Origin of the sequence: Sphingomonas sp. DC5200-1, assembly GCF_049897245.1 — a bacterium.
Classification (GTDB): domain Bacteria; phylum Pseudomonadota; class Alphaproteobacteria; order Sphingomonadales; family Sphingomonadaceae; genus Sphingomonas; species Sphingomonas aquatilis.
This window is the reverse complement of sequence record NZ_JAFCVW010000006.1, coordinates 104,843-127,318: the sequence shown is the minus strand read 5'-3', so window position 1 is coordinate 127,318 and position 22,476 is coordinate 104,843. Positions and strand designations below refer to the sequence as shown.

18 protein-coding genes are annotated in these 22,476 nt (G+C 68.6%); 14 read left to right on the top strand and 4 right to left on the bottom strand.

Annotation, left to right across the window (positions count from 1 at the left end; translation table 11 throughout):
- Positions 1-215: 215 nt before the first annotated feature.
- Complete coding sequence (locus ACP7A3_RS14765; protein WP_426256367.1) at positions 216-3,278, top strand: TonB-dependent receptor domain-containing protein; 3,063 nt, start codon at positions 216-218, stop codon at positions 3,276-3,278.
- Between the two features lie 89 nt (positions 3,279-3,367).
- Positions 3,368-4,336: a thioredoxin-disulfide reductase gene (gene trxB, locus ACP7A3_RS14760; RefSeq protein WP_147034968.1), complete on the top strand. Its 969-nt coding sequence runs from the start codon at positions 3,368-3,370 to the stop codon at positions 4,334-4,336.
- Positions 4,337-4,467: 131 nt separating this feature from the next.
- On the opposite strand, the gene ACP7A3_RS14755 is transcribed toward trxB, so the two are convergent.
- Genes ACP7A3_RS14755 through ACP7A3_RS14745 form a run of 3 tightly spaced genes read right to left on the bottom strand, consistent with a single transcriptional unit; the run spans position 4,468 to position 6,214 of the window.
- The gene (locus ACP7A3_RS14755; protein WP_426256368.1) at positions 4,468-5,232 is read right to left on the bottom strand and encodes a hydrolase 1, exosortase A system-associated; all 765 of its coding nucleotides are present in this window, start codon (positions 5,230-5,232) and stop codon (positions 4,468-4,470) included.
- Entirely contained in the window at positions 5,220-5,930 is a 711-nt protein-coding gene (locus tag ACP7A3_RS14750) for a hypothetical protein (RefSeq protein ID WP_426256369.1), read from the bottom strand. The genes ACP7A3_RS14755 and ACP7A3_RS14750 overlap by 13 nt, the downstream gene beginning before the upstream one ends.
- Before the next feature lie 11 nt (positions 5,931-5,941).
- Entirely contained in the window at positions 5,942-6,214 is a 273-nt protein-coding gene (locus ACP7A3_RS14745; RefSeq protein WP_017978185.1) for an acyl carrier protein, read from the bottom strand.
- 85 nt (positions 6,215-6,299) lie between these two features.
- Between ACP7A3_RS14745 and ACP7A3_RS14740 the strand changes: the two genes are divergently transcribed.
- Both ACP7A3_RS14740 and ACP7A3_RS14735 read left to right on the top strand, forming a co-directional pair.
- Entirely contained in the window at positions 6,300-7,793 is a 1,494-nt protein-coding gene (locus ACP7A3_RS14740; RefSeq protein ID WP_426256370.1) for an AMP-binding protein, read from the top strand.
- A complete protein-coding gene (locus tag ACP7A3_RS14735; RefSeq protein ID WP_426256371.1) occupies positions 7,790-9,004 on the top strand; it encodes a pyridoxal-dependent decarboxylase, exosortase A system-associated in 1,215 nt (404 codons plus the stop codon). Before ACP7A3_RS14740 ends, ACP7A3_RS14735 begins: the two co-directional genes overlap by 4 nt.
- Before the next feature lie 187 nt (positions 9,005-9,191).
- On the opposite strand, the gene ACP7A3_RS14730 is transcribed toward ACP7A3_RS14735, so the two are convergent.
- Positions 9,192-9,629, bottom strand: a complete 438-nt coding sequence (locus ACP7A3_RS14730) for a DUF4879 domain-containing protein (RefSeq protein WP_043059922.1) — start codon at positions 9,627-9,629, stop codon at positions 9,192-9,194.
- A 161-nt stretch (positions 9,630-9,790) separates the two neighbouring features.
- Here ACP7A3_RS14730 and ACP7A3_RS14725 point away from each other — a divergent pair, with 161 nt between their 5' ends.
- The 10 genes from ACP7A3_RS14725 to ACP7A3_RS14680 are packed head-to-tail and all read left to right on the top strand — an operon-like array spanning position 9,791 to position 22,460.
- Positions 9,791-10,438 carry an XrtA/PEP-CTERM system exopolysaccharide export protein gene (locus tag ACP7A3_RS14725; protein ID WP_017978189.1) on the top strand — a complete coding sequence of 216 codons (648 nt, stop codon included), beginning with the start codon at positions 9,791-9,793 and terminating at the stop codon, positions 10,436-10,438.
- A 4-nt stretch (positions 10,439-10,442) separates the two neighbouring features.
- Positions 10,443-11,954: an XrtA system polysaccharide chain length determinant gene (locus ACP7A3_RS14720; protein ID WP_426256372.1), complete on the top strand. Its 1,512-nt coding sequence runs from the start codon at positions 10,443-10,445 to the stop codon at positions 11,952-11,954.
- 10 nt (positions 11,955-11,964) lie between these two features.
- The gene (locus tag ACP7A3_RS14715) at positions 11,965-12,996 is read left to right on the top strand and encodes an AAA family ATPase (protein ID WP_426256373.1); all 1,032 of its coding nucleotides are present in this window, start codon (positions 11,965-11,967) and stop codon (positions 12,994-12,996) included.
- Entirely contained in the window at positions 12,996-14,597 is a 1,602-nt protein-coding gene (locus ACP7A3_RS14710; protein ID WP_426256374.1) for a hypothetical protein, read from the top strand. The genes ACP7A3_RS14715 and ACP7A3_RS14710 overlap by 1 nt, the downstream gene beginning before the upstream one ends.
- 12 nt (positions 14,598-14,609) lie before the next feature.
- Entirely contained in the window at positions 14,610-16,040 is a 1,431-nt protein-coding gene (locus ACP7A3_RS14705; protein WP_426256375.1) for an AAA family ATPase, read from the top strand.
- Positions 16,030-16,884, top strand: a complete 855-nt coding sequence (locus ACP7A3_RS14700; protein WP_426256376.1) for an XrtA system polysaccharide deacetylase — start codon at positions 16,030-16,032, stop codon at positions 16,882-16,884. The genes ACP7A3_RS14705 and ACP7A3_RS14700 overlap by 11 nt, the downstream gene beginning before the upstream one ends.
- Positions 16,884-17,927: a FemAB family XrtA/PEP-CTERM system-associated protein gene (locus ACP7A3_RS14695; RefSeq protein WP_426256449.1), complete on the top strand. Its 1,044-nt coding sequence runs from the start codon at positions 16,884-16,886 to the stop codon at positions 17,925-17,927. The genes ACP7A3_RS14700 and ACP7A3_RS14695 overlap by 1 nt, the downstream gene beginning before the upstream one ends.
- Positions 17,927-19,081, top strand: a complete 1,155-nt coding sequence (locus ACP7A3_RS14690) for a TIGR03087 family PEP-CTERM/XrtA system glycosyltransferase (protein WP_426256377.1) — start codon at positions 17,927-17,929, stop codon at positions 19,079-19,081. The genes ACP7A3_RS14695 and ACP7A3_RS14690 overlap by 1 nt, the downstream gene beginning before the upstream one ends.
- A complete protein-coding gene (gene xrtA / locus ACP7A3_RS14685; protein WP_426256378.1) occupies positions 19,078-20,574 on the top strand; it encodes an exosortase A in 1,497 nt (498 codons plus the stop codon). The genes ACP7A3_RS14690 and xrtA overlap by 4 nt, the downstream gene beginning before the upstream one ends.
- Complete coding sequence (locus ACP7A3_RS14680) at positions 20,574-22,460, top strand: XrtA/PEP-CTERM system amidotransferase (protein WP_426256379.1); 1,887 nt, start codon at positions 20,574-20,576, stop codon at positions 22,458-22,460. Before xrtA ends, ACP7A3_RS14680 begins: the two co-directional genes overlap by 1 nt.
- Positions 22,461-22,476: the final 16 nt, after the last annotated feature.

The following is a 22,476-nucleotide window of genomic DNA, read 5'->3' as shown; positions in this document are numbered from 1 at the left end:
AGCTTAGCGCAAATTGGTATTGTATTGATCTGAAAGGAATGAGACCACGATGGTTCTGAGGGGTGGTTTCAAACAAACCGCAAACAAATAAGGGGCGCTATGCTGTCCTTTATTATCGGCCGTAACCGGGTGATCCGTGGCGATGACACACGGACATTCGCGCTGATCGGTCGCGGCGAAATGCAATCATCCCCGGATCACGAAGGGGAAAGAATATGATGATGTACAAGGGGATACTCGCCTCGACCTGTTGTCTGGCGGCGTTGCTCGCCATGCCGGCGCACGCCCAGGTCACGATTGATCAGGACGCTGCGACCCAGATCGGCGATCCTGTCGCTTCGGCGAAGCTCGCCGCCGATCGGGCGCGCGACGATTCGGTCAACGCAGACAAATCGCAGGACATCATCGTGACGGGCACGCGCATCGCGCGGCCGAACAACCGCTCCGCTGCGCCGATCACCACCGTCACGGTCGCCGACATCGCTGCCCAGGGCGCGACGACGATCGAAGAGGTGATGAACCGTTTGCCGCAAGTGCAGGCCAACGCCGAACAGAATTACGCCGATTCCGACGGCCGCCAGCGTATCAAGCTGCGCAGCCTGGGTTTCGAACGTACGCTGACGCTGGTCGACGGGCTGCGGCTCGGCATCCAGAACGGCATGGACGTCAGCCTGATCCCCAACGAGCTGGTCGAGCGGATCGACGTTCTGTCGGGCGGTGCGTCGTCGGTCTATGGATCGGACGCGGTCGCAGGCGTCGTCAATTTCGTGCTGAAGAAGGACTTCAACGGCATTGCGCTGACCGGCAACTACAGCTTCTTCAACCACGACAATCGCGCCAATCCGGTGACCGAAGCGGCCGGCCGGGCCTTCTTCCCGGCCAAGCAGGGTTGGACCAACGACGGCGGTCGGGCGAACGTGACGCTCACCGCGGGCAAGACCTTCCTAGACGGGGCGGTCAGCCTGTCGGGCTACCTCAACTATCGCCAGTCGGACCAGGTAAACCTGGGCGACCGGTCGCTGTCGGCGTGCGAAGTGACCCAGACGATCGCGACGGGTGTGCTCAACTGCACGCGCAGCACCTATACCCAGGCAGGCACGATCGTCCCGGGCGGGATCGGTGTGGGCAGCACGCTGGTCAACGATCCCAGCGGGTCGGGCCGGTTCGTACCGTATAACTCCGGTCCGGGCACCTCGACAAATCCGTACGACGAACTGGCCTTCCAGCGGCCGTTCAACCGCCTGAACACCGGCGTCTTCCTGAACGCCAGGATTTCGAGCGACATCGAATTGTACTCGACCGCGATGTTCTATCGCGACCGGTCGTTCAACACGCTGCCCAACCGCGTCTATTCTTACAGCGCCTATGGTGCGCCGGCGTATCAGACCAACTGCGACAATCCGTTCCTGTCGGCGTCGCAGCGCACGACGCTGTGCGGTACGCAGACGACCGGGCTCGTGCCGCTCGACGTCCGCTATCGCTTCGATGCGCTGCCGCTGGTCGAGACGGGGTTCGAGAACCGCGGCGTGCGCGTTGCGGGCGGCTTGCGCGGCAAGGTGCTCGACGATGCCTGGCGGTACGACATCGCGGGCGTCTATTCGATGATGCGCGCCAAGACGATCTACCCGTCGCAGCCGGATTACGACCGAGTCAACCGGTCGCTGAACGTGGTGAACGTCAACGGCACGCCGACCTGCGCGTCGGTGGTCAGCGGTGTCGACCGCGCCTGCGTGCCGTTCAACGCCTTCATCCCCGGTAACAGCAACCTGGCGCTGAACGACTATCTGTTCACCAGCACCGACGGGTCGGAGAACAGCACGTCGCTGATGTGGCAGGCGCTCGCGGTCCTGAACGGTGACCTTGGCAAGTACGGCATCACCTCGCCGCTCGCCGAGCAGGGCGTCGCGGTCGCTTTCGCCAGCGAGTTCCGCGCCGAGATGTTCAAGCGTAGCGCCGATGCCCAATTCCGCGCCACCAACGGCGGCACCGATGCCCGTTTCACGCAGAACGTCGTCGAATCGAACGTCGAGGTGCAGGCGCCGCTCATCGAGCACAAGCCGTACACCGACCTGTTGCAGGTCAACGGCGGCTATCGTGTGTCGAAGTACAACCGGCTGAACGGCACCTTCAACACGTGGAAGGTGGAAGGCATCTGGGCGCCGATCGCGGACATCGGCTTCCGCACGTCGTTCAACAAGGCGCAGCGCGCGCCGACGGTGATCGAGGCGGATCAGGCGAGCAACGTCAACTATACGACGTCGGGTCCGAACGATCCGTGCGCATCGACCCGCGATCCCAATTCGTCGAACCCCAACGTGCGGGTCGCACCGACGGCGTCGATCGAGCAATGCCGTCGCACCGGCCTGCCCGACAATCTGTACGGCAGCGCGACGCTGGACTGTTCGGCGCTGAACACCGGCTGCACCGTGCGCAACGGCGGGTTCAATCTGAAGCCCGAAACCGCCTATACCAAGACGTTCGGCGTGATCCTGCGCCCGCGCTTCGTTCGTGGGCTGACGGTGTCGGCGGATCGATTCATCATCAATCTGAATGACTCGATCAACTTCTTCCAGGTCAATGACTTCCTCAACGGGTGTCTGACCACGGGGCTGCAATATTATTGCCGCGGTATCGTGCGGAACCCCGGCACCTACACGCTGAACAGCGCGCCGGGCGGTAATCCGACGACCGGCTATTATGCGCGCGGGACGAGCAACAGCTACAAGTCCCAGTCGCACGGCTGGGACTTCCAGGGGCAGTATACGCTGGGCCTGGCGGGGGCGGGGTCGCTCGACACGTCGTTCAATGGGACGCTGACGACGCGCGTCGGCAGCCAGGATACGCCCGATGCCACGCCGCGCAATTGCGTCGGCTATTACGGTCCGGGCTGTGGCGAAAGCATGCCGCGCTGGTCGCACGGCCTGCGCACCACCTGGACCAGCGCCGACAAGGTGGCGAGCGTATCGCTCAACTGGCGGCACATCTCGGGCATGACGATCAGCTACAACGCGCCGGCCGACACTGGCATTCCGGCGAACACGGCGCAGTTCCGCCGGTTCTACACGGGCGTGCCGACGTACGATTACATCGATCTGTCCACCAGCTTCGATATCGCCAAGCGGTTCTCGCTGCGCGTGTCGGTGAACAACCTGTTCGACCGCGACCCGCCGCTGCTTCCCGACTCGCGCAACGTGCTGGGCCTGCTGCGTAGCAATACGCTGTTCCGCTACGACCTGCTCGGTCGACAGATCGTCGTGGGGGCGACCGCGCGCTTCTAATAGCGCGCCTTTGCCTATCGGACGGTTCAAAATCGTGGGCCGATCGCCTAGATCGGTCCACGACTCTTTCATCCGACAGGCACTTTCCCATGACCACTCATACCACCCGCATGCTGATCCTCGGTTCGGGGCCTGCGGGACTATCCGCTGCCATTTATGGCGCGCGGGCGGGGATGCAGCCGATCGTCGTGCAGGGCATCCAGCCCGGCGGTCAGCTGACCACGACGACGGATGTCGAGAATTATCCGGGCTTTGCCGACGTCATCCAGGGGCCCTGGTTGATGGAGCAGATGCAGAAGCAGGCGGAACATGTCGGCACGCGGCTGATGTGGGACACGATCGTCGAGGTCGACCTGTCGAAGCGCCCGTTCCGCCTGATCGGCGACGGCGGCGACGTCTATGAGGGCGAGGTGCTGGTGATCGCCACCGGCGCGCAGGCCAAGTGGCTGGGCATCGAGAGCGAGGAGCCGATGAAGGGCAAGGGCGTCAGCGCCTGTGCGACCTGCGACGGCTTCTTCTATCGCGGCAAGAAGGTCGCGGTGATCGGCGGCGGCAACACTGCGGTCGAGGAGGCGCTCTACCTCACCAACCACAGTGATGACGTGACGCTGATCCACCGCCGCGACACGTTGCGCGCCGAGCGCATCCTGCAGGAGCGGCTGCACGCGCATCCCAACATCACGGTGCTGTGGAACAAGGAAGTTCGCGAATTCGTCGACGGTGGCGGCACCGCGGGCCTCGTCGCGCTGGAGCTGGAGGATACGCAGACCGGCGAGCATTCGCGGCTCGACGTGCAGGGCGGCTTCGTCGCGATCGGCCATCATCCGGCGACCGAGCTGTTCCGCGGCCATCTGGCGCTCGACGACGATGGCTATATCGCGGTGGAGACCGGCTCGACGCGCACCAGCGTGCCGGGCGTGTTCGCGTGCGGCGACGTGGCGGACAAGGTGTACCGACAGGCCGTGACGGCGGCGGGCACCGGCTGCATGGCGGCGCTGGATGCCGAGCGGTTCCTGGCGGCGGCAGAGTTCGCCGAGATGGCAGAGGCGGCGGAGTAAGCGCTTCGCTGCTGCTCCCGCCGCGAAACGTCGCCCCAGCGCAGGCTGGGGTCTTTTGAGGCGCGTGACGTGCGATCGAACCAAGAAGTCCTAGCCTGCGCTGAGATGACGTCGAGTGGCCGGCGTTGTGCTCAGAGTTTAGTGAGGGCGGAGAGGACGGCGTTGCGGAGCGCGCGCTGGTCTTCTGGTCGGGCGAAGCTGTGCGAGGCGGTGTCGATCCGCGTCGCGGGCAGGTGGCGCGCGGCGGCGGCATAGGCTTGCGCGGTGGCGTCGCCGCTGGCGAGCAGGATGGTCGCCGCGTTGCCCCAGCTTTCGATCGCCGAGACGACGCGGGTGGCAAGCGCTTGCGGCGACGGGGCGGCGGCCTTGCGCAGGCCCTTCACTGCCTTGGCGAGGTCGATGTGGCCGGTAAGCAGGCGACGCCATGCCGCGGGGTCGGTGAGGCGCTGGCGGTAGGTCGCGCGGATCGCGGCGGCAGGGGGCAGGGCGTCGTTGTCCTCGATCGTCCAGGGGTTGGCGAGCAGCAGGCGATCGATGCCGGCGTCGCGGCCGAACAGGGCAAGCGTGCTCGCCGCGTCGCAATTGCCGAAGCCGACGATGCGGTCGAGCTGTGGGGCGTGGACGCGAAAGGCGGCGGCTGCGGCAATCAGATCGTCTTGAGCGCTTAGGAAACTGCGATTTTCGCCGGTCGAGTCGCCGATGCCGCGGCGGTCGTAGCGGAACACCGGATGGCCCGCCGCCGACACCGACTGTGCGAGGAGCGCCATGCCGCGATGCGCCCCACAGCGGATTTCGTTGCCGCCGGAGACGATCAGCAGACCGGTCGTGCCGGGTGCGGCGTCGAGCGTACCGATCAGCGTGTCGCCCGCGCAGGGGAAGGCGATCAGGCTTCGCATGCGGCGATCCAGGCGGCGATGTCGTCGGCGAGCAACTCGGCGAGGGCAGGGTCGTCGCCCGGCTCGGCGCGCCGCCAGAGCGGGGCGGCGTCGATGTGACGGTCGGCGGGTGCGGGATCGGACGACAGGCGCAGGTTGCGGCGGGGCGTGTCGGATTGATCGAAGGGGGTGGCGGCGGCCAACGACGCGAGCAGCTCCGGCGACAGGACGTTGCCTGCAATCTCGACGGCATCTGCGCCGTACATCATTGCCGGCTGATCGCCGTCGTTACCCGCCGCCCGCCACGTCCGGTGCAGGTCGCGTAGCAGCGAGTCTCCGTCCTGGGGTGCAAGATGCCATCGGCCGCTACACGGCGCGAGGGTGTCGAGCAGGGCGCCGCTGCGTATGCCGACCGCATAGGTGCGACGGCCTTTTTCGAGGCAACGATGGGTTAAGGCCGTCAGTGCTTCCGCCATGCGCGGCAGGGACAGTCCCACAAGCGGCACGAGGCTCTCGCCCTGTCCCGGCACGTCCGGCAGCAGGCCGGCGATCCCGCGTTCGGCCAGTCGGCGCAACAGGCCGACGGCGAAGGTACGCGTGCGGTTGGCTTCCTCGAACAGCGGCAGCGCCAGGATCGCGACCGGCCCGGTATCGGGGCCGAAGCGCAGCAGCGCCTCGCGGCCGCCGCTCCAGTCGTAATGGTCGATGCGCGGCGCCATGCCGCGCGACGCTAGACCAGCGCCTTGCCCGCGGCAAATTCGACGAGCGCGCCGAAGGTTTCGAGCATGTCGCCATCGACCTCGTCATCCTCGATCAGGATGCCCAGTCGATCCTCGATCTCGGTCAGCACGCCCGCGACCGCCATCGAATCGAGTTCCGGCAGCGCGCCGAACAGCGGCGTCGTCGCCCGGAAGTCCGCGACCCGCTCGGGCGACAGGCCCAGCACGTCGGCGAGGACGGCGCGAACGGTGGTTTCGACCTGGGTGTAGCCTTCGGGAAGCAAAGCGTTCGGCCTTCGATCGGGGACGTGCGCGGCTGCGTTAGAGGCTGGGGCTGCATTCGGCAATAACGTGACGCTATGAGGGGATATGGCGCCAGACCCGACACCGTTTCCGATCGACCATCTCTTGCGGGGAGACCCCGCCGCCCCGGCGCTGATTGAGCGCACGCGGACGTGGCACTTCGCCGAGGTGGAGGCGGCTGTGGCGAGCGTCGCGGGCTGGCTTGCGGCGTATGGATTGGCGCCGGGCGCGCGGGTCGCGACATGGCTGCCCAAGACGGCGCTGGCGTGCGTCATGCCGCTCGCCGCGGCGCGGGCGGGGCTGGTGCATGTGCCGGTCAATCCGGCGCTGCGCCGGGCGCAGGTCGCGCATATCCTGGCGGACAGTGGCGCGGCGTTGATCGTAACGCAGGCGTCGCGCGCCGCGACGCTGGAGGCTGGGGATCGTCCCGACGATTGCCGGTTGGTCGAGGCGGACGCGGTGCCGATGGCGGACGCCGGGCCGGGGCGGTCGGACCGCGATCCGGCATCGCTGGCGGCGATCCTCTACACCTCCGGGTCGACGGGGCGGCCGAAGGGCGTGATGCTGAGCCATGCGAACCTGTGGCTGGGGGCGGTGTCGGTCGCGCAATATCTGCGCCTGTCGCCCACGGATCGCGTGTTGGGGGTGTTGCCGCTGTCGTTCGACTACGGGCAGAATCAGCTGCTTTCGAGCTGGTATGCCGGGGCTGCGGTGGCGCCGCTCGATTATCTGACCGCGCGCGACGTGGTGAAGGCGGTCGAGCGCACGCGGGCGACGACGCTCGCCGGTGTACCGCCCTTGTGGGTGCAGTTGCTGGAAGCGGACTGGCCGGCGGAGACGGCGGCGCGGCTGCGGCGGCTGACTAATTCGGGCGGCGCGCTGACCGAGCGGCTGGTGCGCGGCCTGCGGTCGCGCTTCCCGCAGGCGGATCTGGTGGCGATGTACGGCCTGACCGAGGCGTTCCGGTCGACATGGCTCGACCCGGCGCTGATCGATGCGCATCCCGATGCGATGGGCCGGGCGATCCCCTTTGCCGAGGTGGCGGTGGTGAAGGCGGACGGGACGCGCGCGGTCGGCGAGCCGGGCGAACTCGTCCACGCCGGACCGCTGGTCGCGCAGGGCTATTGGCGCGATGCGGAGCGGACCGAGCAGCGCTTTCGCCCGGCGCCCGCGTGGATGGCGAGCGGCGGCACGGCGGTCTGGTCGGGCGATACGGTGCTGGAGGGCGCGGACGGCCTGCTGCGCTTCGTCGGGCGCGATGACGAGATGATCAAGAGCGCGGGCAACCGGATCAGCCCGCTAGAGGTGGAGGAAGCGGTACTCGCCGGTGGCGAGGCGCGCGAGGCGGTGGCGGTCGGCGTACCCGATCCGCGCTCCGGTCAGGCGATCGTGGTGGTGCTGGCGGGCGATCCGACGGGCGAAGACGCCTTGCGCGCGCGGTTGCGCGGGCTGCTGCCGAGCTTCATGCAGCCGGCGCGCTACGACTGGCGCGAGGAATTGCCGCGCAACGCGAACGGCAAGCTGGACCGGGCAGCGATCCGGGCGGAGACGAGAGCATGAAGCCGATGGGGGCGCTGCCGCCCGAATTTGCCGGGCAGTGCGGCAGGTTGACGATCGCGGGGCGGCCTGCGGACGACTGGGCGGAGGCGACGCCCGTCTTCGTCTATGACGTCGGCATCGTCGCGGCGCGGGTGGCGCGGTTCCGGGCGGCCTTCCCCGACGTGGATCTGCATTATGCGATCAAAGCCAACCCCTTGCCCGCGCTGCTCGATCGGGTCGCGCCGCTCGTCGACGGGCTGGACGTCGCGTCGGGGGGCGAGCTGGAAAAGGCTTTGGCGGTGAAGCCCGCGTCGGCGATTAGCTTCGCCGGGCCGGGCAAGCGCGATGTCGAGCTGCGTGCGGCGATCCGGGCGGGCGCGACGCTCAACGTCGAATCGGAGGGCGAGGCGACGCGGGCGCTGCGGCTGGGCAAAAACCTGGGCATCGCGCCGCGCCTGGCGGTGCGGGTCAATCCTGACATCGAATTGCGCGGTTCGGGCATGCGGATGGGCGGGCGACCGTCGCCCTTCGGCGTCGACGCGGCGCGTGCGGCGGCGCTGGTCCGCGCGATCGTCGCGAGCGGGGCGGACTGGCGGGGCTTTCACATCTATGCCGGCAGTCAGGCGCTGGATGCCGGCGCGATCGCCGAGACGCAGGCCGCGACGCTGGCGCTCGCTGCACGACTCGCCGACGAGGCGGGCGCTGCGCCGCCGCTGGTCAATCTGGGCGGCGGGTTCGGCGTGCCCTATTTTGCCGGCGACGTGCCGCTGGATGTCGAGGCGGTGGGCGCGGCATTGAGCGAGGCACTGGCCACGCGGCCCGCCGTTCTGGGCCAGGCCCGCTTCGCGATCGAGCTGGGGCGCTGGCTGGTGGCGGAGGCGGGCGTCTATCTGACGCGGATCGTCGATCGCAAGGAGAGCCAGGGCGAGACGTTCCTGGTCACCGATGGCGGCCTCAATCACCAGCTCGCCGCGTCGGGCAATTTCGGTACGGTGGTGCGGCGCAACTATCCGCTAGCGCTGGCCCGTGACGTGGGCGGCGCGGGTGACGAGACGGTATCGGTGGTGGGGCCGCTGTGTACGCCGCTCGACCGGTTGGGCGACCGGATCGCGCTGCCGCATGCCGACGCGGGCGACCTGATCGCGATCTTCATGGCGGGGGCCTATGGTGCCAGCGCCAGTCCGTCCGGCTTTCTGGGTCATCCGCCCGCGGTGGAGATCGTCGCGGGTTAGGGGAAATCGGCATTCAGGTATGCCGCCGCCAATTCCTCCCCCGCCAGGGGGACGGAGAAGCTGTGAAGGAGGGGGGGGGCGATACATCGGATTGTGCTTCCTCCCCCTCCGTCATGCCTTCGGCATGCCACCTCCCCCTGGCGGGGAAGGAATGGGTGCTACAGCGTCGCCGTTGATCTGAACGGGATCAGTCGATCGTGATCGTCGTGTCGAGCGTTACCGCGGGCAGGTTGGCCGAAGTATCCTGCAACGCGACCGTCGCGCCCTTGCGCAACGGGCCGAGATGGTAGGTGATCTCCACGCCCGTCATCGGCTCGCCTGGGCGGCAGGCGCCCGCCGTCACCGCGCTGCCGCACAAGGGGCGCTGGGTGGAGGGCGGGGCCGCGACCGCGCCGTCGATGCGGACGACACGCGCCCGGCCGATGCCGGTTTCCTGCACGACGACGCTGATGGGCCCGGTATGTGGCCGGTTGGTGTGCGTCTGGTCGGGGGCGATCCGTTCGGATTGCGTCGCGGAACTGACGGCAACGATCTGAAGGCCGGTCAACGGCGGGGCGGATTGCGCGCCCGCCGCCACCGGCGTAAGCGCTAGCATGAGGCCGGCGGCCAGGAAAAGCCGTGTCATCCGGCCATCATACCCGCGCCGTCGTTCTGTTGCGAGAGGGACGACGGTGGCCTTCCCTGCAGCGTCACTAACGCTATCTTCACCTCTCTCGCGCCATAGCCATCGCTCAAGCCCTTGATCTCACGTGTGCGTGGCGGTCCATGGGCGTCAGGAGACATTGCATGCGTTCCGGTAAGTCCGTCCGTGTCCTGCTCGCCATCGGCGCCGCGTCCAGCGCGCTCGGCGGATGCGTCGGAGGCGGCGCCAGCCATCCCGAACTGCCGCCCGCCAGCTATGTCGCATCGAAGGAACAGCCGGGCGAGGAATATGTCATCGGCCCGCTGGACCAGCTCAACGTCTTCGTCTGGCGTCAGCCGGAACTGACCGCGAAGGTGCAGGTGCGCCCCGATGGCCGTATCACCACGCCGCTGATCAACGACATGCCCGCGGTCGGCAAGACGCCCGCGCAGCTCGCCGCCGATATCAAGAAGGCGCTGAGCCAGTACGTGACCGACCCGCGCGTGTCGGTGATCGTCGAGAATTTCTCGGGCACCTACAGCCAGCAGGTGCGCGTGATCGGCGCGACCGAAAAGCCTGCATCGATTCCCTATCGCGCCAACATGACGCTGCTGGATGCGATGATCGCGGTCGGCGGCCTCAGCCAATATGCGGCCGGCAACAAGGCGAAGCTGATCCGGCACGACCGCGATACCGGCGAACAGCACGAATATCAGCTGCACATCGCCGATCTGCTGAAGCGCGGCGATTCGAGCGCCAACGTCAGCCTGCAGCCGGGCGACGTCATCATCATCCCCGAATCGATGTTCTGATCGGATGAACGGCCTCTACGACGAAGCGCGTCTCGCGCTCCATGCGATCTGGACCCGGCGCTGGCTGGCGCTGGCGGTCGCCTGGGGCGTGTGCGTGCTCGGCTGGTTCGTGGTGAGCCAGATCCCGAGCCGCTACGAATCGCGGGCGCGCGTGTTCGTGCAGATGCAGTCGATCCTGCCTGCGTCGATGGATGCCGCCCCCCAGACGCAGCAGAAGGACGTCGACACGATCCGCCAGACATTGGTCAGCGCGGTGAACCTGGAAAAGGTGGTGCGCGGCACCGACCTTGCGCAGACCGTGTCGAGCGACCGCGACGTCGCCGATCGCGTCGCGGGCCTCGCGCAGGCGATCAAGGTGGAAAGCCAGCAGGACAATCTGTTCCAGATTACCACCACCGCGGCCAGCCCCAAGCTGGCGCAGCAGATTACCCAGAAGCTGATCGACATCTTCGTCGAAACCAACCTGGGCCGCGATCGCAGCCAGACGACGCAGAGCCTCGACTTCCTCGATGCGCAGCTGGCGCAGTTGCAGAAGCGGCTGTCGGACGCGGATACCAAGCGGTCCGATTTCCAGACGCGCTACCTCGGCTCGCTGCCCGGGACCGGTACGGTCGCCGACCGGATCGGCGCGTCGCGCGCGCAGATGGCGCAGGTCGACGGCGATCTCGCCACCGCGCAGTCCAGCCTCGCAACGTTGCAGGCGCAGATGGCGGGTACGCCGCAGACGGTTGCGGGCACCGGCGGCATCGCCGCGGGGCCGGCGCGTGCGGCGCTGGCGGCCATCCAGGGCCAGCTCGCCGATGCGCGGGCGCGGGGCTATACCGACCAGCATCCCGACGTGATCGCGTTGAAGCGCCAGCTTGCCGTCGCGCAGGCGGCGGCGCAGCGGGAGCCGGCGGGTGCCGGGCCGGCGGGCACGCCCAACCCCGTCTACCAGTCGCTGCAATCGATGCTGGCCGACAAGCAATCGGCGGTCGCGGGGCTGCGGATGCGCAAGGCGCAGTTGCAGGGCGATCTCGACCAACTGACCGCGAAACTGTCGCAGGACTCGGCGGTCGCCGCCGAACAAGGACAGATCGACCGCGATTATCAGGTGCTGAAGGATCAGTACGATCAGCTGCTCACCCAGCGCCAGCAGGTCGCGCTGCGCGGACAGGCGGCGACGCGGACGGACAATGTGAAATTCTCGGTCATCGACCCGCCGACGGTGCCGCGCGCGCCGACCGCGCCCAACCGCATGCTGCTGCTCACCGGCGTCCTCATTGCGGGGCTGGGCGCGGGCATCGGTGCGGCGTTCGCGATGGGTCAGCTGCGCGCGACCTTTGCCACCGCACCGCGGCTGGAAAAGGCGACCGGCATGCCGGTGATCGGTGCGATCGGCGAAGTCGTGACACGCGTTCAGGCGGAGCAGCGGGCGAAGCGCTTGAAAATCTTCGCGGGCGGTGCCGCAGGGCTGGTGGCGGCCTATGTGCTGCTGCTCGGCGTCGAAGTGCTGCAACGCGGGCTGGCGGCGTGACGGGGACGATATGATGCACAAACCCATCCGCCGCGACTCGCTGCTCGAACGGGCCGCGCGCGCGTATGATTTCGGTGCGGGGTTCCGGGCGCCGGTGAAGGATGCCGGTGATCCGGTGCAGGACGACGCCGTCTCGGCGCCCATGCCCGCGCCCGACGTCGGGCCGGCACCGGTCGCCGAAGAGCCGGCATGGCAGGCGGTGGCGCCGGTCGACGATCCGACCTTCCTCGCCATCCCGCCCGAATTGCGCGCGCCCGTGGGGCAGGAGCTGCCGCCGGCCTTTTACGAAACGCCCGAGCTGAGCGACATCGCCGGCATCGATCGCGGTATGCTGGCCGAAGCCGGGATGATCGTGCCCGGCGCGCCGGTGGGGCCGCTGGCCGAGGAATTTCGCCTCATCAAGCGCCAGCTGCTGATCACGCGCGAACGCATCGCGCAGGGCCATCAGGGCGACAAGGCGCGGACCGTGCTGGTGTGTTCGGCGCGACCGGGCGACGGCAAGACCTTCTGCGCGGTCAATCTCGCGCTCTCCATGGCGATGGAGCGCGATACCGAGGTGCTGCTGGTCGATGCCGATTTCGCCAAGCCCGACGTGCTGGCGCGCCTTGGCCTCGCCGAACAGCCGGGGTTGCTCGACGCACTGGCCGACAGCCGGATCGATGTCGAAAATCTCGTCATCCGCACCGATATCGGCGGCCTGTCGATCCTGCCCGCGGGGACAAAGACGGCGACGGATACCGAGCTGCTCGCCTCCGCGCGTACGCGGACGGTGCTGTCGCGCCTGCTCGACGCCAATCCGCGCCGCATCGTGATCTTCGATTCGCCGCCCGCGCTGGCCGCCTCGCCCGCGGCGGTGCTGGCGATGCTGGTCGGGCAGGTCATGCTGGTCGTCCGCGCCGACGACACACCCGAAAACGAACTGCGCGAGGCGGTGCAGCGGCTCGACGGCTGCGACGAGATCGCGCTGGTGCTCAACGCCGTGTCGTTCGTGCCCGGCGGACGACGCTACGGCACCTATTACGGTCAGGAGGGGGGCAAGTGATGCGGTCTATCTCTCTCGGGCTGGCGCTGGGCGCCTGTGCGGTCGCCGGATCGGCCGAGGCGCAAGGACGGCGCGTCACCGCGACGCCCTATATCGAACTGGGGCAGGTGCTCGACGCCGACCTCAACAGCGGCGATGTGCTGACCTATTCGACCATCGCGGCCGGGATCGATTTGGCCGCGGGCACGCCGCGGGTGAACGGGCAGCTGTCCTATCGCTACGAACGGCGGATCGCCTGGGACGACCGGATCGGGGATTCGGACGTCCACACCGGCCTGGCACGCGTCTCCGCGAAGGTCGCGCGCGGCCTGACGCTGGAAGCGGGTGGTATCGCGACGCGCGCGCGTGCCGACATCCGCGGTGCGGCGCCGGGCGTGCTGGTCGGCAATGTCGATAACATCAGCCAGATCTATTCGGTCTATGCCGGCCCCAGCTATGCGACCAACGTCGGCCCGGTGGCGGTCGCCGCCAGCTATCTGGCGGGCTACACCAAGGTCGAAAGCCCCAGCTTCGTGGGCGTCGGCCCCGGCCAGCCGCGCTTCGATTATTACGATACCGCCTTCAACCAGTCCGCCGGGATCAGCGCGGGCGTGCGGCCGGGGCAGATCCTGCCCGTCGGCCTGACCGCCAGCGCCGGCTGGGATCGCGAGGATGCGGGCCAGCTCGATGGCCGCTACGAGGGCTGGCGCGTGCGCGGTGACGCGTTGATGCCGGTATCGCCCTATGTCGCGCTGACCGCAGGTGTCGGCTACGAACGGATCGAAACGAGCAACCGCCCGGCGCTGACCAATGCGGCGGGCCAGCCCGTTGTCGACGGCGATGGCCGATTCGTGACCAACAGCGCGGCGCCGCGTCAGATCGCCTATCGCACCGACGGCGTCTATTATGACGCCGGTGTCGTCTGGCGCCCCAACCGCCGCGTGTCGGCGGAGGCGCGCGTCGGCAAGCGCTTCGGGTCGATCAGCTACAGCGGCCTTGCCACCTATCAAGCGTCCGAACATGTCGGAATGGCGGCGAGCGTCTATGACAGTGTCACGACCTTCGGCCAGCAGCTGCGTAACGGGCTGCAACAGCTGCCGACCAGCTTCATCTCCGCCCGCGATGCCTTCACGCAGCAGTTCAACGGCTGCGTCTTTTCGACCAGCGGGGCGACGCCGGGCGGCTGTCTGAACGACGTGTTCCAGTCGATCCAGACCGCCAGCTATCGCGCGCGCGGCGTCGACGCGGTGCTGTCGGTCACGCGCGGTCGCACCACCTATGGCGGCGGTATCGGCTATACCAATCGCAAGCTGTTCAACCGCGACGACGTGCCCGGCGTGACGCTGTACGGGATTGAGGATCAGAGCGCCTATGGCCAGCTGTTCCTCAACCGCCAGCTGTCGCCCGTCTCCACCATCGACGGCAACCTGTTCGTCAATTATTACGAATCGGGCGTTGCGCAGGCGGCGGGCGTCTGGGCCTATGGCGGCACCGCCAGCTATGGGCACAGCTTCGGCCGGATCACCACCTCGGCCAGTGCGGGCGTTTATGCGTTCGACACGGGCGATCTGGACACCACTTGGTCCGCGCAGGCGCTGATCGCCGCGCGCTATTCCTTCTAGGGGCCGCACAGGATGTACGAAGACCATTTCGGGCTGACCGGACGCCCCTTCCAACTCACGCCAGACGCGCGCTTCTGGTATGAGACGGCGACGCATCGCAAGGCGATGGCCTATCTCGGCTATGGCATTGCGCAGGGCGAGGGGTTCATCGTTGTGACCGGCGATATCGGCGCGGGCAAGACGACGCTGGTGGGGCATCTGACCGGCCTGCTCGATCCCGCCGCGCTGAACGTCATCACGATCGTGTCGACCGCAATCGCCGCCGACGACCTGCTGCGCGTCGTCGCGACCGGGCTGGGCGTCGATCCGGCCAACCTGACCAAGGCGCAGCTGCTGACCGCGATCGAACGCGGACTGCATGCGGTGAAGCGCTCCGGCCGGCGGACGCTGCTGATCGTCGACGAGGTGCAGGCGCTGCCCGTCGATTCGCTCGAAGAGCTGCGCATGCTGTCCAACTTCCAGGCGGGCGGGCATGCGCTGCTGCAGATCCTGCTGCTCGGCCAGCCCGAGTTCCGCGAGCGGTTGCAGGGATCGGAGCGGCTGGAGCAATTGCGCCAGCGCGTCATCGCCATCCACCACCTCGATCCGATGGAGCCGCATGAGGTCGCCGATTATGTCGCGCACCGCCTGTCGGTGGTCGGCTGGCAAGGGCGGCCGGACTTTGCGGACGATGCGTTCGAGGCGCTGTATCGCGGGTCGGGCGGCGTGCCGCGGCGGCTCAATCAGCTTGCCGCGCGCGTGATGCTGGCGGCGGCGCTGGAAGGGCATGAACTGATTGACGGCCGGCTAGTGCGCCAGGTGGTACGCGATCTGGAGGCGGACCTGCCGGCGAGCTTTACGCCGTCGGTGATGCAGCCGGCCCCTGAGCCCGAACCCGTGGCCGAGACGGCTGTCACGCCAGAGCCGGTTGCTATCGAGCCCGAGGTCGTGACGGTCGAGGCGGAACCGGAAACCACCGTTGACGAACCGGCCAATGAGGATGTGACGCCGATCCGCCGCTTCGTGCCGCGGACGCCGCAATGGCTCGAACCCGTCGCCGATGCGCCGCGCGATCCGCTGCCGATCGTGGCGGAGCCTGCGGACGAACCGGCCGAAGCGCCTGCGTTTGCGCCGATCGTCGCGGATGCGTCCGACGACGTTACGTCAGAGCCACTGGTGGAAGAAACGACGACCGAAGACGCGCCGGCCGCGGCCGAAGCGGAACCGCAAGCGGCACCGGCGGCCCCCGCGTCGAGCGACGCCGAGCGCATCGCGGCGCTGGAGGCGCGGATCGCGCAACAGGAAGAGGCGCTGCGCCGTGTGCTGACGCTGCTGGTCGACTGGGTCGAGGCCGACCGTAGCGAGGCGGCGGCAACCGCGATGGTCGCCGGCGTCGCCGACCTGCACCACGGCCATGATGCCGTCCCCATCCGCTCGCCCGCCGCGTGGGACCATGCCGCCTGAGCCGCTCCGCAACGGCCTGTCGGTCGATGTCGAGGAATGGTTTCAGGTCGGCGCGTTCGAACGCACGATCGACCGCGCCGACTGGGACACGATCGCGAGCCGCGTCGAAGCGAACACCGGCGCGGTGCTCGACCTGTTCGCCGAAAGCGGGGTGAAGGCGACTTTCTTTACGCTTGGCTGGGTCGCCGATCGCCATCCGCGACTGATCCGCCGCATTGCGGATGCGGGGCATGAGATCGCGAGCCACGGCTGGGACCATCAGCGCGTCTTCACCATGGATGCCGCGACCTTCCGTGCCGATCTGGCGAAGGCGCGTGCGGCGCTGGAGGATGCGAGCGGGCAGGCGGTGACCGGCTATCGTGCGCCCAGTTTCTCGATCGACCCCCGCAACCTGTGGGCCTTTCCGGTGCTGGCGGAGGCGGGCTATGCCTATTCGTCCAGCGTCGCGCCGGTCGCCCACGATCATTACGGCTGGCGCGATGCGCCGCGCTACGCCTTCCGCCCGCTGAAGGACTCGGCCTTGGTCGAACTGCCGGTGACGGTCGCGCGGGTGGCGGGGCGGCATATCGCGACCGGTGGTGGTTTCTTCCGCATGCTGCCCGGCGCGCTGACCGATTTCGCGGTGCGGCAGGTCAATGCGGAGGGCCATGCGGGCATCTTCTACTTCCATCCCTGGGAGGTCGATCCGGACCAGCCGCGCGTCGCGAATGCGCCGCTGCGGTCGAAGGTGCGACACTACAGCCGGCTCGGCGCAATGGCGGGTAAGCTGCGCGGCCTGATCGCACGACACGACTGGGGCCGCGTCGACGCCGTCGTCGCGCGCGAGGCGGCGCTGCTCGCGTGATGCACGCGCCGATCGAGCCGCGGCTGGACGTGCGCGAAGCGAACCTGGGCGATGTCCGGGAGAGCGGCGCGATCGACGCCTTCGTCCGCGTGGCGGCGGAGGCGACGCCGTTCCACCTGACTGGCTGGAGCCGCGCGGTCGAGCGCGGTTGCGGCCAGCGTGCCCGCTATCTGGTCGCGAGCTATCCTGACGGCGATATCGCCGGCGTGCTGCCACTGACCGAAATGCGATCGCCGCTGTTCGGCCGGGCGCTGGTGTCGACCGGCTTCGGTGTCGATGGCGGCATATTGGGCGATGGCGTGGAGGCGTTGGCGGGGGCGGCTTGGGCATTGACGCAGCGATTGGGCTGCCCCGGCGTCGAATTGCGGGGCGGGCCGGCGCCGCGGGGCTGGGCGACCAACGATACCGCCTATCTCGGCTTCGTCCGGGATCTGGCGGCGGATGACGATGCGGAATTGCTTGCCGTGCCGCGCAAGCAGCGTGCTGAAGTGCGCCGCGCGCTGGGGCTGGACCTGGAGGTCGTCACCGGTGGCGAGGCGCTGCTGCGCGAGCATTATGGCGTCTACGCCGAATCGGTGCGCAACCTGGGCACGCCGGTGTTTCCGGCCAATCTGTTCCGCCACGTTGCGGGGGCGCTCGACAGCGATGTGCTGACCGTGCGGCATCAGGGCAAAGCCGTGGCGAGCGTGCTGAGCCTGTATTTCCGTGGCACCGTCTTTCCTTATTGGGGTGGCGGAACGGCGGCGGCGCGGGGGCTGCGCGCCAACGATCGCATGTATTTCGCGCTGATGAGCCATGCGCGGAATCGCGGCTGCACGCGGTTCGACTTCGGCCGGTCGAAGACGGGTACGGGCGCGGCGGCGTTCAAGAAGAACTGGGGCTTTACCGGCGTGCCGCGCTGCTACGCGACGCGCAACGACGGGCCGGCGCGCGAAGTGAATCCGCTGAATCCCAAATATGCGATGATGGTGGCGACATGGAAGCGGCTGCCGCTGCCGCTCGCCAATCTGATGGGACCGTGGATCGCCCGCGGCCTGGGCTGATGGACCTGCTGTTCCTCGCGCACCGCGCGCCCTTTCCGCCCGATCGCGGCGACAAGATCCGGAGCTATCACGTCCTCCGCCATCTGATGGCACGCGCGCGCGTTCATCTGGTCGCGTTCGGGGAAGGCGACGCGGATTTCGACGTCCCGGCGCCGCTCGCGGAGGGCCTGGAGAGCATCACGCTGGTCCGCCGCACCAAGCCGCAGGCGCTGGCGGCGGTCGAGGCGCTCGCAACGGGGCGCCCCGTGTCGCTGACCGCCTTCAATGCCGCTGCGATGCGGCGGGCGGTCGCGGCGCGGCGGGTCGATGCCATCTACTGTTTTTCGGGGCAGATGGCGCAATATCTGTCCGCGGGCGTGCCGGCGGTGATGGACTTCGTCGACGTTGATTCCGCCAAATTCGCGCAATTCGCCGATGCCGGTAGCGTGCCGATGCGCTGGATGATGCGGCGGGAGGCACGGCTGCTCGGCGCGTTCGAGCGGCAGGTGTCGGCAAGCGTCCGCGCCAGCCTGTTCGTCAGCGACGCGGAGGCGGCTCTGTTTCGCAAAGGCGGCGGGGCAGGGGAGGTCGTTGCGGTGGAGAATGGCATCGACGCGGCAGCGTTCGATCCCGTCGGCATCGTCCCCGTGACGCAAGGCCCGTTGCTCGTCTTCACCGGCCAGATGGATTACCGCCCGAACGTGGAGGCGGTGGCGTGGTTCGCCGCCGAGGTGCTGCCGCGGCTGCGGCAGACGCACCCCGGCGTCCGCTTCGCGATCGTCGGGCGTGCGCCGACCGCGGCGGTGCAGGCGCTCGCCGCGCCCGACGTGATCGTCACCGGTGCGGTCGACGACGTCCGCCCCTGGCTGGCGGCGGCGAACGTGTGCGTCGCGCCGCTGCATCTGGCGCGCGGCATCCAGAACAAGGTGCTGGAGGCGATGGCGATGGCGCGGCCCGTCGTCGCCTCGCCCGCCGCCGCCGAGGGCATCGACCATGCCGGCACGTTGCGGGTGGCGGGGAGCGCGGCCGAGCAGGCACGGGCGATCGGCGCGCTGTTGGACGATCCGGACGCGGCATCCGCGCTGGGCGATGCGGCGCGGGCACGGGTGTTGGCGCGATACGATTGGGCGGCGCGGCTGGCGCCGCTCGACGCCCTGCTGGGGCTCAGCGCATGAGCGGCTGGCGGCGGCATGGGATCGCGCTGGCGCTGGCTGTTGCACTCATCCTGCTGATCTTCCGCGCCGATGTCGTGCGCCTCGTCACGATCTGGTGGACCAGCACGACCTTCGGGCATTGCCTGTTCATCGGGCCAGTGATCGGCTGGCTGGTCTGGCAGCGGCGGCGCGAGCTTGCCGCCTTGACGCCGACGGCCTGGTGGCCGGGGCTGCTGCTCGTCGCGGCGGGGGGCGCCGGCTGGCTGATGGGCGATGCGGGTTCGGTCAGCTTCGCGCGGCAATTGGGTGTGGTGCTGATGCTGCAAGGCGCGGTGGTGACATTGCTCGGTGCGCAGGTCGCGCGCGGACTGCTGTTCCCGCTGGCCTATGCATTGTTCCTCGTCCCCTTCGGCGAGGCGCTGGAGCCGCCGTTGCAGGCGGTGACGGTGCGGATCGTCATGCCGCTGCTGCACTTGGTCGGTGTTCCTGCCACGTCGAACGGCGTGCTGATCCACGCCGGCCGCTATTATTTCGAGGTGGCGGAGGCGTGTTCGGGCGCGAAGTTCGTCATCGCGATGCTCGCGTTCGGCGTGCTCGTCGCCAACGTCTGTTTCGTGTCGTGGCGGCGGCGGATCGGGTTCATGATCGCCGCGCTGGTGGTGCCGGTGATCGCCAACGGCCTGCGGGCCTTCGGGACGATCTACGCCGCGAACCTGACCAGCGTGGAGGCGGCGACGGGGTTCGACCATATCGTCTATGGCTGGCTGTTCTTCGGGCTGGTGATGGCGGCGGTGCTGGCGATCGGCTGGCGCTGGTTCGACCGCGCACCCGATGCACCGGCCTTCGATCCTGCACGCCTGCCGCCCGTGCGGAGGGGGCGGATCGCGTTGCCGCTCGGCGTGCTGCTGACCGTCGCCACCGCCGGGATCTGGCCGATGTGGAGCAAGGCCATCGCGCATCGCGCCATGCCGCTGCCAGCGCAGATCGACCTTCCGGTGGTCGCCGGCTGGACCCGCGCGCCGATCAGCCAGCGCGCGGCGTGGCAGCCTTACTACCCCGGCGCCGACCACGTCCTGTTCGGCCGCTACGCCCGCGATGGCGCCGCGGTCGACCTGGCCGTCGCGGTGTTCGCATCGCAGGGCGAGGGGCATAAGATCGGTGCGTTTGGCACCGGCCCGATCCGCGAGGAGGACCGCTGGGTCCGCATCGCCGACGCCGCGCCGATCGATGGCGGCTCTACGCTGCGCATGACCGTGCCGGGGAGCGACGGCCATGCGGTGGAGCGCATCGTCACGACATGGTACGTCGTCGGCAACAGGGTTACGGCGGACGAGCGCGTGGTGAAGATCGAGACGATGACGGCAAAATTGCTCGGCGGCCCGCAGCGAGCGGTGGCGATCCATCTGTCGGCCGAAGTGACGCCGGGCCGCGACGCGCGCGCGGACATCGCCGCCTTCGCCGCGGCCTTGGGCCCGATCGATGGCGTGGCGGATCGCCTGACGGGCGCGCGCTGATGTGCGGCATTGCGGGGCTGTTTCACCCCGGCACCCCCAAGCCCGTCGATCCCGCCCGCATTGCCGCGATGATCGCGGTACAGGCGCATCGCGGCCCTGACGGCGAAGGCATATGGACCGCGCCGGGGGTTGGCCTTGGCCATCGCCGGCTGTCGATCATCGACCTGGAAGGCTCGCCGCAACCAATGCATGCGGGCGCGCTCAGCGTCACCTACAATGGCGAAATCTACAATTTCGCCGAGCTGCGCGCGCAGCTGGAGCGGGGCGGCGCACGCTTCGTCACCGATGGCGATACCGAGGTGCTGCTGCACGGCTGGCGCGCCTGGGGGCCGGGGCTGCTCGACCGGCTGAACGGGATGTTCGCCTTCGCGATCCACGATGCGGAGGCGGGGACGCTGTTCCTCGCTCGCGACCGGTTGGGCGTGAAACCGCTCCATTATGTCGAGCTGTCCGACGGCAGCCTCGCCTTCGCGTCCGAACTGAAGGGCCTGCTCGCGCACCCGCTACTGCGCCGCGTGCCCGATGCGACCGCGATCGAGGATTATCTGGCATTCGGCTACGTCCCCGACGACGCCTGTCTGATCGCCGGCGTGCGCAAGCTGCCCGCCGGCCATTGCCTGTTGGTGCGGCGCGGGCAAAGCGTACCGGCGCCGCGCCGCTGGTGGGACGTCAGCTTCGCCAACCGCGCGACCGGCTCTGCGCGTTCGCTCGGCGAGGAGCTGCTGGCGCACATGCGCGAGGGCGTGCGCAGCCGTATGGTCGCCGACGTGCCGCTCGGCGCCTTCCTGTCGGGCGGGGTCGACAGCTCGGCGGTCGTCGCGCTGATGGCGGAGGCGAGCAAGGCGGCGGTGCGCACCTGTACGATCGGCTTCGACGAGGCGGGCCATGACGAGCGCGCGCATGCCGCGGCGGTCGCGCAGCGCTTCGCCACAGATCACCATGCGCAGGTCGTGCGCCCCGACGATTTCGCGCTGATCGACACGCTGGTGCATCATTTTGACGAACCCTTTGCCGATGGCAGCGCGCTTGCGACATATCAGGTCGCGGCATTGGCAAGGGCGCGGGTGACGGTGGCACTGTCGGGCGATGGCGCGGATGAGATCTTCGCCGGCTATCGCCGCTACCGCTTCCAGGCAGCCGAAGAGCGCGTGCGGGGCCTGCTGCCGCCCGCATGGCGCAGCGCGGCCTTCGGGACGCTGGGGCGCTATTATCCCAAAGCCGATTGGGCACCGCGGCCCTTGCGCGCGAAGACGACGTTGCTCGCGCTCGCGAGCGATGGCGACGAGGCTTATGCGCGGGCCGTCGGTGTCACCTCGCCCGAGCTGCGGGGCACGTTGCTTGGCGCGGACGTGCGCGCCGCGCTGCAGGGCCATCGCGCGGAGGATCGCTACATTGCCGCGATGCGTGCGGCCCCGGCGCGCGACGCGATCGATCGCGCGCAATACGCCGATCTGAAGATCTGGCTGCCCGGCGATATCCTGACCAAGGTCGACCGCACCAGCATGGCGGTGGGTCTGGAGGCGCGCGAGCCGTTGCTCGATCATCGGCTGGTCGAGTTGGGTGCGCGACTGCCCGCGTCGATGCGGCTGCACCGGGGGACGGGCAAATGGCTGATGAAGCGCAGCCTGGAACGCTATCTGCCGCGCGACATCCTCTACCGGCCCAAGATGGGCTTCGTCACGCCGATCAGCGACTGGTTCCGCGGCGCGCTGGCCGACGAGGCGGAGGCACTGACCCGGTCGCGCTTCCTCGCCGACAGTGGCTGGCTGGCGATGCCGACGGTCGCGCGGCTGGTCGAGGCGCATCGCAGCGGGCGCGCCGACCACGGTCGCACGCTGTGGCAATTGATGATGCTGGAACGCGCCGGACGCCGCCTGTTCAGCTGATCGTTTCGGGGGCGGT

Bases quoted from the DNA above. Each gene is read 5' to 3' on its own strand.
- xrtA (WP_426256378.1), top strand. From the start codon at position 19,078: ATGAGCGGCTGGCGGCGGCATGGGATCGCGCTGGCGCTGGCTGTTGCA.
- ACP7A3_RS14715 (WP_426256373.1), top strand. From the start codon at position 11,965: ATGATGCACAAACCCATCCGCCGCGACTCGCTGCTCGAACGGGCCGCG.
- ACP7A3_RS14735 (WP_426256371.1), top strand. From the start codon at position 7,790: ATGAAGCCGATGGGGGCGCTGCCGCCCGAATTTGCCGGGCAGTGCGGC.
- ACP7A3_RS14710 (WP_426256374.1), top strand. From the start codon at position 12,996: ATGCGGTCTATCTCTCTCGGGCTGGCGCTGGGCGCCTGTGCGGTCGCC.
- ACP7A3_RS14765 (WP_426256367.1), top strand. From the start codon at position 216: ATGATGATGTACAAGGGGATACTCGCCTCGACCTGTTGTCTGGCGGCG.
- ACP7A3_RS14725 (WP_017978189.1), top strand. From the start codon at position 9,791: ATGCGTTCCGGTAAGTCCGTCCGTGTCCTGCTCGCCATCGGCGCCGCG.
- ACP7A3_RS14750 (WP_426256369.1), bottom strand. From the start codon at position 5,930: ATGGCGCCGCGCATCGACCATTACGACTGGAGCGGCGGCCGCGAGGCG.
- ACP7A3_RS14695 (WP_426256449.1), top strand. From the start codon at position 16,884: ATGCACGCGCCGATCGAGCCGCGGCTGGACGTGCGCGAAGCGAACCTG.
- ACP7A3_RS14680 (WP_426256379.1), top strand. From the start codon at position 20,574: ATGTGCGGCATTGCGGGGCTGTTTCACCCCGGCACCCCCAAGCCCGTC.
- ACP7A3_RS14705 (WP_426256375.1), top strand. From the start codon at position 14,610: ATGTACGAAGACCATTTCGGGCTGACCGGACGCCCCTTCCAACTCACG.
- ACP7A3_RS14720 (WP_426256372.1), top strand. From the start codon at position 10,443: ATGAACGGCCTCTACGACGAAGCGCGTCTCGCGCTCCATGCGATCTGG.
- ACP7A3_RS14700 (WP_426256376.1), top strand. From the start codon at position 16,030: ATGCCGCCTGAGCCGCTCCGCAACGGCCTGTCGGTCGATGTCGAGGAA.
- ACP7A3_RS14740 (WP_426256370.1), top strand. From the start codon at position 6,300: ATGGCGCCAGACCCGACACCGTTTCCGATCGACCATCTCTTGCGGGGA.
- ACP7A3_RS14730 (WP_043059922.1), bottom strand. From the start codon at position 9,629: ATGACACGGCTTTTCCTGGCCGCCGGCCTCATGCTAGCGCTTACGCCG.
- ACP7A3_RS14755 (WP_426256368.1), bottom strand. From the start codon at position 5,232: ATGCGAAGCCTGATCGCCTTCCCCTGCGCGGGCGACACGCTGATCGGT.
- trxB (WP_147034968.1), top strand. From the start codon at position 3,368: ATGACCACTCATACCACCCGCATGCTGATCCTCGGTTCGGGGCCTGCG.
- ACP7A3_RS14690 (WP_426256377.1), top strand. From the start codon at position 17,927: ATGGACCTGCTGTTCCTCGCGCACCGCGCGCCCTTTCCGCCCGATCGC.